At 74.6% G+C, this 10,573-nt stretch carries 7 protein-coding genes; 5 read left to right on the top strand and 2 right to left on the bottom strand.

Annotation, left to right across the window (positions count from 1 at the left end; all coding sequences use genetic code 11):
• Window positions 1–447: 447 nt before the first annotated feature.
• Complete coding sequence (locus AB0O09_RS38275) at window positions 448–4,317, top strand: ABC transporter ATP-binding protein (RefSeq protein WP_363550332.1); 3,870 nt, start codon at window positions 448–450, stop codon at window positions 4,315–4,317.
• Window positions 4,318–4,378: 61 nt separating this feature from the next.
• Here the strand turns inward: AB0O09_RS38275 and AB0O09_RS38270 are convergent, their stop codons facing one another.
• On the bottom strand, window positions 4,379–5,263 hold the full coding sequence (locus AB0O09_RS38270) for an ATP-grasp domain-containing protein (RefSeq protein WP_363550329.1): 885 nt from the start codon (window positions 5,261–5,263) through the stop codon (window positions 4,379–4,381).
• Window positions 5,264–5,456: 193 nt separating this feature from the next.
• Here AB0O09_RS38270 and AB0O09_RS38265 point away from each other — a divergent pair, with 193 nt between their 5' ends.
• Window positions 5,457–6,095 (top strand): NUDIX domain-containing protein, encoded by a 639-nt coding sequence (locus tag AB0O09_RS38265; RefSeq protein ID WP_363550327.1) that lies wholly within the window; start codon window positions 5,457–5,459, stop codon window positions 6,093–6,095.
• 70 nt (window positions 6,096–6,165) lie between these two features.
• On the opposite strand, the gene AB0O09_RS38260 is transcribed toward AB0O09_RS38265, so the two are convergent.
• Complete coding sequence (locus AB0O09_RS38260; protein ID WP_363550324.1) at window positions 6,166–6,855, bottom strand: hypothetical protein; 690 nt, start codon at window positions 6,853–6,855, stop codon at window positions 6,166–6,168.
• Window positions 6,856–7,367: 512 nt separating this feature from the next.
• Between AB0O09_RS38260 and trpS the strand changes: the two genes are divergently transcribed.
• The 3 genes from trpS to AB0O09_RS38245 all read left to right on the top strand — a co-directional run bounded on the left by trpS (window position 7,368) and on the right by AB0O09_RS38245 (window position 10,479).
• Window positions 7,368–8,381 (top strand): tryptophan--tRNA ligase, encoded by a 1,014-nt coding sequence (gene trpS / locus AB0O09_RS38255; RefSeq protein ID WP_363550321.1) that lies wholly within the window; start codon window positions 7,368–7,370, stop codon window positions 8,379–8,381.
• 97 nt (window positions 8,382–8,478) lie between these two features.
• Complete coding sequence (locus AB0O09_RS38250) at window positions 8,479–9,564, top strand: LD-carboxypeptidase (protein ID WP_363550318.1); 1,086 nt, start codon at window positions 8,479–8,481, stop codon at window positions 9,562–9,564.
• A 225-nt stretch (window positions 9,565–9,789) separates the two neighbouring features.
• Complete coding sequence (locus AB0O09_RS38245; RefSeq protein ID WP_363550316.1) at window positions 9,790–10,479, top strand: nucleoside/nucleotide kinase family protein; 690 nt, start codon at window positions 9,790–9,792, stop codon at window positions 10,477–10,479.
• Window positions 10,480–10,573: the final 94 nt, after the last annotated feature.

Genomic DNA, 10,573 nt, shown 5'->3' with positions numbered 1-10,573 from the left:
CCGGTTTCCACCCCGAAACGGGGGCAGAACCCGAAGATTGATCACAACATCACACAGGCCCTAGGAGCTGTCTTCAAACGGCGCTCGGGTGGTCGCTTCAGGGGCGCGGGGAACTGCGCGATTCGGATGCGGGCCACCGTCCGGACCGGGGGTGCGCCGGATTTGTCAGGAGCACCACTCCCGGGCTGCGCAGTTCCCCGCGCCCCCGTGTGGCATCCGTACGCCTTTGAAGACACGGCCTAGGAGCTCCGCCCGGGTCTCCCGCGGCCGGGCGTAGGACCAGCGCCGGAGGTCCGGCCGGTCCGGCGGCCCGTGCGTCCGGGCGGGTGGATCGGCGACCCTGGGAGGCGGCGGGAAGGTTTCGCGGGCCCCTCGTCGTTGAGCCTGCCGGGCGTCCGTCGAAAGGCGATGGACGGCGGTCGAGCCGAATGGTTAGTATCCCTAAATATGCCTGAGACTCATGGTTCTACTGCGGAGATTTCCCGGGACGCCGATCCTCAGAGCAGCCGGTCCGGCAAGGCCCACCTGCGCCGCCGCCGGTCCGGAGACCGGCGGACCCCCGGCACCCCGGACGAGTCCCGCTGGCTGCGCAGACTGGGCGGCTACTCCTGGCGCTACCGCAAGAACGTCCTGCTCGCCTTCGGCGCCTCGCTCGTCGGCATGGCCGTCAGCGCCGTCGTCCCGCTGATCACCAAGCTGATCATCGACGACGTCATCACCGCCCACACCCGTCCGCTCGCCCCCTGGGCGGTCGTGCTGCTGCTCGCCGCGGCCGTGGTCTTCCTCTGCGCGCAGATCCGCCGCTACTACGGCGGACAGCTCGCCCTCGACGTCCAGCACGACCTGCGGGCGGACCTCTTCACCTCGCTGACCCGCCTCGACGGCCGCCGCCAGGACCGCCTGGACACCGGCCAGGTCGTCGGCCGCGCCACCTCCGACCTGCAGCTCATCAACGGCCTGCTCTCGATGCTGCCGATGATGACCGGCTACCTGCTGATGTTCGGCATGTCCTTCGCGGTCATGCTCTGGCTCTCGCTGCCGCTCACCCTGATCGCCCTGGTGATGGCGCCCGCCCTCTGGTGGTGCGCCGCGCTCAGCCGCAAGCGGCTCTTCCCCGCGACCTGGGCCGCCCAGCAGGAGGCCGCCGCGGTCGCCGGTGTCGTCGACGCGGCTGTCGGCGGCGTCCGGGTGGTCAAGGGCTTCGGCCAGGAGGCCCAGGAGCGCGCCAAGCTGGAGAAGGCCTCCCGCGGCCTGTACGCCGCCCGGCTCCGCTCGATCCGGCTGAACAGCCGCTACACCCCGGCCATGCAGGCCGTCCCCGCCCTCGCCCAGGTCGCCGTGCTCGCCCTCGGCGGCTGGCTGGCCGTCCGGGGCCAGGTCTCGCTGGGCACCTTCGTCGCCTTCTCCACCTACGTCGCCCAGATGACCGGCCCGGTGCGGATGCTCGCCATGGTCATCACCGTCGGCCAGCAGGCCAGGGCCGGTGTGGAACGCGTCCTCCAGCTGATCGACCAGCGCCCGCACGTCCAGGAGCGCCCCGACGCCCGGCCGCTCACCCCCGCCGACACCGACCCCGGTGCCACCGCGCCCGGCGCGCCCGCACCCGGCACCGCCGCCCTCGAACTCGACCGCGTCGACTTCCACTACGAGGACCACGGGGACGCCCACCCGGGCGACGGGGACGCCGTCCCCGTCCTCGACGGCCTCAGCCTGCGCCTCCAGCCCGGCGAGACCCTCGCCCTGGTCGGCGCCTCCGGCTCCGGCAAGTCGACCGTCGCCCAGCTCGTCCCGCGCTTCTACGACCCCACGGCCGGCAGCGTCCGGCTCTACGGCCACGACCTGCGCGACATCACCCTCGACTCGCTGCGCGCCACCGTCGGCATCGTGCCCGAGGAGAGCTTCCTGTTCTCCGAGAGCGTCCGCACCAACATCGCCTACGGCCACCCCGAGGCGACCGACGAGCAGATCGAGGCCGCCGCCCGCGCCGCCCAGGCCGACGGCTTCATCCGCGAGCTGCCCGACGGCTACGACACCAAGGTCGGCGAGCAGGGACTCACCCTCTCCGGCGGCCAGCGGCAGCGGATCGCCCTGGCCCGCGCCATCCTCACCGACCCGCGGATCCTGCTGCTCGACGACGCGACCTCCGCGGTCGACCCGCAGGTCGAGGCCGAGATCTTCGAGGCGCTCCGCTCGGTCATGGCCGGACGCACCACCCTGCTGATCGCCCACCGCCGCTCCACCCTGCAGCTCGCCGACCGGATCGCCGTCCTCGAACGCGGCCGCCTCGTCGACATCGGCACCCACCGCGAGCTGGACGAGCGATGCCCGCTCTACCGGGCACTGATCACCGACCCGGACGCCGCCGACGCCACCGCCCGCGGCAGCGCGGAAGGTGCCGCTGCCGCCGGGAGCACCGCTGCGCCCGGGAGCACCGCGGCCGCGACGACCGGCGACGGCGCCCCGGCCAAGAAGCCCGCCGCCGACGCCGGACTCCTCGCCAAGGTCGCCGCACTGCGGCCCGCCACCGACACCCCCGACATCCGGGTCGAGGACGCCGAGGCCGGCGACCTGCACTTCAGCCTCCGCCGCCTGCTCGCGCCCTTCCGCGGCCCGCTGGCCCTCGCCCTGCTGCTGGTCGCCCTGGACACCGCCGCCGGCCTCACCCTGCCGATCCTGATCCGGCACGGCATCGACGACGGCGTCAGCAAGGCCGCGATGACCGGCGTCACCGTCGCCGCCCTCGGCGCCCTCGTGGTCGTCCTGCTGGACTGGCTGGTGCAGAGCGCCGAGACCAGGGTCAGCGGCCGCACCGGCGAGCGCGTCCTCTACACCCTGCGGCTGAAGATCTTCGCGCACCTCAACCGGCTCGGCCTCGACTACTTCGAGCGCGAGCTCACCGGCCGGATCATGACCCGGATGACCACCGACGTCGACTCGATCTCGACCTTCCTGCAGACCGGCGTCGTCACCGCCGTGGTCAGCCTGCTCACCTTCTTCGGGATCTTCGCCGCACTGCTGATCCTCGACGCCGGCCTCGCGCTGGTGGTCTTCGCCGTCCTGCCCGTGCTGGTCGTGGCCACCCTGGTCTTCCGCCGCAAGTCCACCGTCCAGTACCAGATCTCCCGGGACCTGATCTCCACCGTCAACGCCGACCTGCAGGAGAACGTCGCCGGCATGCGGATCGTCCAGGCCTTCCGCCGGCAGGACGTCAACACCGCCCGCTTCGTCGCCCGCGGCCTGGAGTACCGCGACGCCCGCGCCCGGGCCCAGCTCTACATCTCGCTGTACTTCCCGTTCGTCCAGTTCCTCTCCAGCGTCGCCTCCGCGCTCGTCCTGATCGCCGGCGCCGCCCGGGTCGACGCCGGCACCCTCACCATCGGCGCCCTGGTCGCCTACCTGCTCTACATCGACCTGTTCTTCGCCCCGGTCAACCAGCTCTCCCAGGTGTTCGACGGCTACCAGCAGGCCAGCGTCAGCCTCGGCCGGATCGGCGAACTGCTGCGCACCCCGACCAGCACCCCCGAGGCCGACCCGCCCGTGCCGGTCACCCGCCTCAAGGGCGACATCCACCTCGACGGCGTCGGCTTCGCCTACAACAGCGACGGCGAGGACCTGCCGAACGTGCTCACCGGCATCGACCTGCACATCCCGGCCGGCCAGACCGTCGCCCTGGTCGGCGAGACCGGCGCCGGCAAGTCCACCCTGGTCAAGCTGGTCGCCCGGTTCTACGACGCCACCTCGGGCACCGTCCGGGTCGACGGCACCGACATCACCGGCTACGACCTCTCCCAGTACCGGCACCGGCTCGGCGTCGTCCCGCAGGAGGCGTACCTGTTCGCCGGCACCCTCCACGAGGCGATCGCCTACGGCCGGCCCGGCGCGACCCGCGCCGAGGTCGAGGCCGCGGCCCGCGCCGTCGGCGCCCACGAGATGATCCTCGGCCTCTCCGGCGGCTACGACCACGAGGTCGCCCCCCGCGGACGGAACCTCTCCGCCGGCCAGCGCCAGCTCGTCGCCCTCGCCCGCGCCGAACTCGTCGACCCCGACATCCTGCTGCTGGACGAGGCGACCGCCGCCCTCGACCTCGCCAGCGAGGCCGCCGTCAACCAGGCCGCCGACCGCCTCAGCGGCGGCCGCACCACCCTGGTCATCGCCCACCGCCTGACCACCGCCGAACGCGCCGACCGGATCGTCGTCCTCGACCACGGCCGGATCGTCGAGGACGGCACCCACAGCGAACTCCTCGCCGCGGGCGGCACCTACCACCGGCTCTGGCAGGCCTTCGTCTCCGACGGCCGCCCCACCCCGGTCGGCTGACCGCCGCGCCCCCGGCGGACCCCACCCGGGGTCCGCCGGGGCGTGCCCGCCACCGGCAGGGTCAGACCGCGAGCAGCGCGGCGTACAGCGAGGCCGCGTCCGCGCCCCGCGGCAGGTCGCTCACCTGGCCGTCACCGACCTCCACCACCCGCCAGCCCGACCCGTCCGCCCGCCGCGCCAGATCGGTGGTCACGAACCGGCAGCCCAGCGTGTGAACCAGCGGCCCCACCACCGACAGGTCCGCGTGCGGGGCCGGCCCCGGCGGCGCATCCGGGTGGGCACCGCGCAGCACCGGCTCGCCGTCCACCCACCAGACCCGGGACTCCTCGGCCCGCCCCCGCGCGTCCCGGACGAACTCCTCGTACCGGCGCAGCACGATCCCGCCGGTCGGCGCCCCGTCCTGCAGCTCCACGAACCGCGACACCACCGCGCACAGCCGGTCGGTGTCCGCGAGGTCCGGGACGAAGCAGGCCTCCTCCCACTCGTACTTGCGGGACTTCACGTAGTCCTTGACGACCGCCGGCCCGTGCCCACCCAACCGCCCCGCCAGCGCGGCGAGCTCCTCCCGGGACGGCACGGCCGCCCCCGGCAGCCAGCGGCTCTCCGGCGTCGCCCCCTCGAACACCCCGTACCAGCCGGGGAGCTCATGGGCGTCCCCGTATCCGGTCGGCGTGGTCAGCAGCACCCCGCCGCGCGCAGCCAGCGCCTGCGCCAACTCCTGGTACGCGGGCACCGGCACCATCCAGCCGCGGTACCAGAGCGGCCCGACGCCCACCGGCACCCGCCGCACCGCCGCCTCCGCGTCACCCGCGAGCAGCGCGTCGTGGTCGAGCAGCACACAGGCACCGCCGAGGTCGCGCACCAGCTGCGCCTCCCAGCCGTAGTGCGGGTCGGGCCTGCGCGGCGCGAGCGGATCGGCGGGCAGCAGGACGGCCGGGGTGGTCATGGCCCACAGCGTACGGCGCACCGGCCCGTTCGCACCCCGCCCCGCACCCGCCCGCATCCGCCCCGCCGGGCACACGCCCCGCCGGGCACACGCCGCCCGCACCCGGGGACCATCGGGTCAGGACCGCGGCCGGCCGGGACCGGCTCCCCGAATACCGGTCGACACCCCCGGCGGTGCGTGCCACGGTGATCCGATGCCGAAGCTGCAACGACTCCTGGGACCCGTGCTGGGCCGACTCCTCGGCCGCCCACCGGGCCGACCGACCGCACGACCTGACGCCACGGCGGGCGGCCGCACACCGAGGGCCGCGGCCCGCACGGTCGTCCTCGCCCCGGACGGCGCCGTCTTCCTGCTCCGCAGCGACAACGCCGAGGTCGGCGTGCACTGGACGGCGCCGGGCGGCGGGCTGGAGGAGGGCGAGACCCCGACCGTCGGCGCACTGCGCGAACTGCACGAGGAGACCGGCTGGACGGACATCGAGCCCGCCCGCCTGCTGTGCACCTGGGAGCACGACTTCACCTGGCACGGCATCCCCGTCCGCCAGCACGAGCACATCTACCTGGCCACCGGCCCGCGCCGCGGCCCGCTCGGCGACGTCAGCGGAGTCCACCGGGCCGACGGCATCCTCGAATGGCGCTGGTGGAGCCCGGAGGAACTGGCCTCGCCCGAGGCCGACGCACTCTGGCCGCCGCAACTGCCGGCACTGCTGGCCGCCGTCCGGGGTGCACGGGGACGCGATGCCGACCCCACCGCCGGGCCGGTGCACCTGGGCCACGTCCCGCACGGCACACCGAACAGCGCCCCTGACGAGCCGGTGCGGACGGCCGGCTGACCCCGGCCCGTCGCGCACCGGATGACGACGGGTCACCGGGCGGGCCGCCGCGCCGCCGACGCGGGCCGGTTCAGTGCGGCTGGTCCGCCCGCCAGTCGTGCAGTCCGAGGTCGCGGTCGTGCAGCGCCTCCGGATTGATCAGCACCGAGAGACGCGCACCCGCCACCTGCTCGACCGTCAGCCCGGTGGAGGCGAGCAGCCGCTCGGTCGGCACGGCCACGGCGATCGCCTCCCGCCAGGCGGGCAGCACCACCAGGCAGGTGCCGGTGCCGAACCGCACCAACCGCGCCTCGACCCGCTCGGGCTGCCGCGCCCCCGCACCCGGCATCGAGGACGATCCGCCGATCAATATCCCCAACGGCGGTCCGCCCCCGGGCCCACCGCCCTCCTGGGCCTGGCCGCCCGCGCCGGCCGGATGCCACGACTCCTGCCGTTCCTGCGGTCGCGGGTGCAGCCGACGCAGCCGCCGCGACGGAACCGGCCGCCGCGCCCGGCGCAACTGGCGGCCGCCGTCGCCCGGTCCGCCCGTGGGGCCCGCCGCGGTCGCGGGGCCGTCGCCCACCGGCCTGGCCGCATCGAGGTCCGCCCCGGCAGCGGCCAGCAGTTGGCGCACCTCCGCCTCCGACTTGTGGCAGGCCGCCGCCAGATCGGCGGGATGGATGCCCCATTCGTACGCCCCGCGCAGCCGGGCCGCCAGCCCCGCCAGCAGCCGCACCGCGGTGGGGTCGACGGGCTGGGCCCCGCCCTCCGGACCTGCCACCGTGGGTGCCGGTGCCGGTGCCGGTGCCGGTGCCGGTGCCGTCGGTGCTTCTGTCGAGGGCGCCGCGGGGCCGAGCGGACCGTGGGGACCGCGGGGGCCGGGGGCCCCGTCCCGAGGTACGGGACCGGGAGAGGATCGGTCGGCGGCTGGCGGGTCGAGCGGGGTCATGGGTGCGGGCCCTTCGGTCTGCGGCACGAACGATCCTGCCGCACAAGGCCCTTGGGAGCCAGGGTGGTCCACCATGTGTCGGCCGCGGACGGGCCCGGCCGCCGCCCAGGAGCCACCGCGGCGGGTGGCGGGCCGAAAACCGGTGCGGAGAACGGCCGGACGTGCGCGTACCCTGGTCCCATGAAGCGTCAGCCGTGCCTGAACTGGTGGCCGTCCTAGGACGGCCACCCCTCACGCATGACCACAGGGCCGTCCGTACGGGCGGCCCTGATGCTTTTCACCCCCGGGGCGGCAACGCCCGGCGGACGGCGCCACCACCCGCCCGCCACCCGAGGAGAACCTCAGTGATCACCACCGTCGACGGCATCCGCCGCAACCCCGCGCGCCACCGCATCCTCACCGGGGACCGGCCGACCGGCCCGCTTCACCTCGGCCACTACTTCGGCACCCTGCAGAACCGCGTCGAACTGCAGCGCCTCGGCGTCGACCTCTTCCTCGTCGTCGCCGACTACCAGGTCCTCACCGACCGCGACCTGGCCGACGACCTCGCCGAGCACGCCGAGAACCTCGTCCTCGACTACCTCGCAGCCGGCGTCGACCCCGACCGGGCCACCGTCTTCGCCCACAGCGCCGTCCCCGCGCTCAACCAGCTGCTGGTGCCCTTCCTCAGCCTGGTCAGCGTCGCCGAACTCGGCCGCAACCCCACCGTCAAGGACGAGATCGCCCACTCCGGCCGCGCCACCGTCAGCGGCCTGATGTTCACCTACCCCGTCCACCAGGCCGCGGACATCCTCTTCTGCAAGGCCGACCTCGTCCCCGTCGGCCAGGACCAGCTCCCGCACCTGGAGACCACCCGCACCGTCGCCCGCCGCTTCAACGAGCGCTACGGCGCCCCCGTCTTCCCGGAGCCCGACGCCCTGCTCTCCGCCGCCCCGCTGCTGCTCGGCACCGACGGCGGCAAGATGAGCAAGAGCCGGGGCAACGCCGTCCCGCTCGGCGCCACCGAGGACGAGACCGCCCGACTCCTCCGCGCCGCGACCACCGACGCCGACCGCCGGATCACCTACGACCCCGAGCACCGCCCCGGCGTCGCCGGCCTCCTCCAGCTCGCCGCCCTCTGCCTGGACCGCACCCCCGAAGCCGTCGCCGAGGAGGTCGGCGACAGCGGCGCCGCCCAGCTGAAGAAACTGGTCACCGAGGCCGTCAACGAGTACTTCCGCCCGCACCGGGCACGCCGGGCCGAACTCGCCGCCGACCGCGGTTTCCTCCGCGAGGTGCTGCGCGCCGGCAACGAGCGCGCGAACGCCGTGGCCGCGACCACCCTGGCCGAGGTCCGCGAGGTGATGGGCACCGTGTGAAGCGGCAGCATTCCCGGTGCGGGGGTGGATCGTTCCACCCCCGTACCGGGGAATACCGTGAGCAGACGAACCTGCGACCAAGGGGGAGGAACTGTCGATGGATCAGCTGACGACCGGCGGCGCCGCGGACGGCCACGACCCCGCCCCGGGGCCGACACCGGCCCCCGCACCACGCCCGCGGGCACCGCGTCTTCCGGTACCGGGCCTGCCCGCCACCGGTCTGCCGGTTCCGGGACCGCGGAGGCGCCCACGACGGCTGACGGCAGGCGACCGTGTCGCCCTGGTCGCCCCCAGCGGCCCGATCGACCCGCAGCGCCTCGCCGCAGGCACCGCCCTGCTCCGCTCCTGGGGCCTGCAGGTCGTCCCCGGCGACCACCTCCTCGACCGCCACCCCGTCCACGGGTACCTCGCCGGCACCGACGCCGACCGCGCCGCCGACTTCCAACGGGCCTGGCTCGACCCCGGCATCGCGGCCGTCGTCTGCGCCCGCGGCGGCTACGGCGTCCAACGGATGGTCGACCTCGTCGACTGGGAGGCCCTGCGCGCCGCACCGCCCAAGATCCTGGTCGGCTTCAGCGACATCACCGTGCTGCACGAGACCGTCGACCTCCGACTCGGCCTCCCCACCCTCTACGGCCCGATGGGAACGGCGGCCACCTTCCTGGACGACCCCGCCACCGCCGACCACCTCCGGCGCACCCTCTTCGAGCCCGAGACCACCCGCGTCCTCACCGCGGCCACCGCCGAACCGCTCGTCCCCGGCCGGGCCGCCGGCACCACCGCCGGGGGCTGCGCCGCACTCCTCGCCACCGACCGCGGCACCCCGACAGCCCGCCGTTCCTTCGCCGGCACCATCCTGCTGCTGGAGGACGTCAACGAGCTGCCCTACCGCCTCGACCGCACCCTCACCCAGCTGCTCCGCTCCGGCGCGATGGACGGAGTCGCCGGCATCGCCCTCGGATCCTGGGAGGGCTGTGGCCCGCCCGGGCCCGTCCGCGAGGTCATGCTCGACCGGCTGGCACCGCTGGGCGTCCCGGTGATCTGGGAGCTCGGCTTCGGGCACGGCCCCAGCAGCCTCACCGTCCCGCTGGGCGTCCACGCGGTCCTGGACGCGGACGCCGGCACCCTGACCCTCGACGAGCCGGTGTTCGGTGCCGCGGCGGTCGGGGAGGCCGCTGCCTGAGCGCGCCGCGCCCACGGCCCGGGCGGGTCTGCCTTGTGGTCGCCGTCCTGCGGACGTCGGTCTCGCGGTGCGGTGCTTCCGGCGTCCCGGCTGAGTAGGGTGCGACCCATGCACGTTGACGTACACGGGGGCCACACGTCGGAGAACGGTCGGGCGGCGGCGGGACGCCGTTCCGCGGAGACCGGTGGTGCTGCTGGTGCCGCGGGTGTCGCCGAGGCGGCCGGGGTGACCGAGGTCGCGACGCCGGACGACCTGGTCGCGCGGGCGCTCGGACTGCTGCGCGGTCCCGGGAGCGGTAGCGGACGCGTGATCCTCGGCCTCGCCGGCCCGCCGGCGGCCGGCAAGTCGACCCTCGCCCGCCACCTGGTCGGCGCGGTCGTCCGCCACGAGGGCCCGGAGGCCGCTGCCCACCTCCCGCTCGACGGATTCCACCTGGCCAACGTCCAGCTCGACCGCCTCGGCCTGCGGGCCCGCAAGGGCGCCCCCGAGACCTTCGACTCCGCCGGCTACCTGGCTCTGCTCCGGCGGGTCACCAACGAGCGCTTCCACGACATCTACGTGCCGGACTTCGACCGGGCCCTCGACGAGCCGATCGCCGCACGCCACGTCATCAGGCCGCACACCCGCCTCGTGGTGACCGAGGGCAACTACCTCGCCGCCCCCGAGGCCCCGTGGACGACGGCCCGGGCCCTGTTCCGCGAGCTCTGGTACGTCGACGCGGACGACGAGCTCCGCCACCGCCGCCTGATCGACCGCCACACCGGCGGAGGCCAGGACCAGCGGGCCGCGGCACTGCGGATCGCCGCCAACGACCACCCGAACGGGGAGTACGTGAAGGCAGGCCGCGACACCTGCAGCCGGCTCGTCCGCGTGCCGGATTTGCCTGCGGCCGCCGATGGGCGTAGTGTTTCCTAGTCGCTCGGCAGGGAGCACCGGACACGCATCTGCGCGGACGGTCCCGGAGCGGCCAATCCCTTGAAACGCCACTTCCAGATCCTCACCGGGTCGC

The sequence above is a fragment of the Kitasatospora sp. NPDC093679 genome, from assembly GCF_040683455.1.
In the GTDB taxonomy this organism is placed as follows: domain Bacteria; phylum Actinomycetota; class Actinomycetes; order Streptomycetales; family Streptomycetaceae; genus Kitasatospora; species Kitasatospora arboriphila.
The sequence above is the reverse complement of the archived record's forward strand: the minus strand, read 5'-3'. Positions and strand labels throughout refer to the sequence as shown.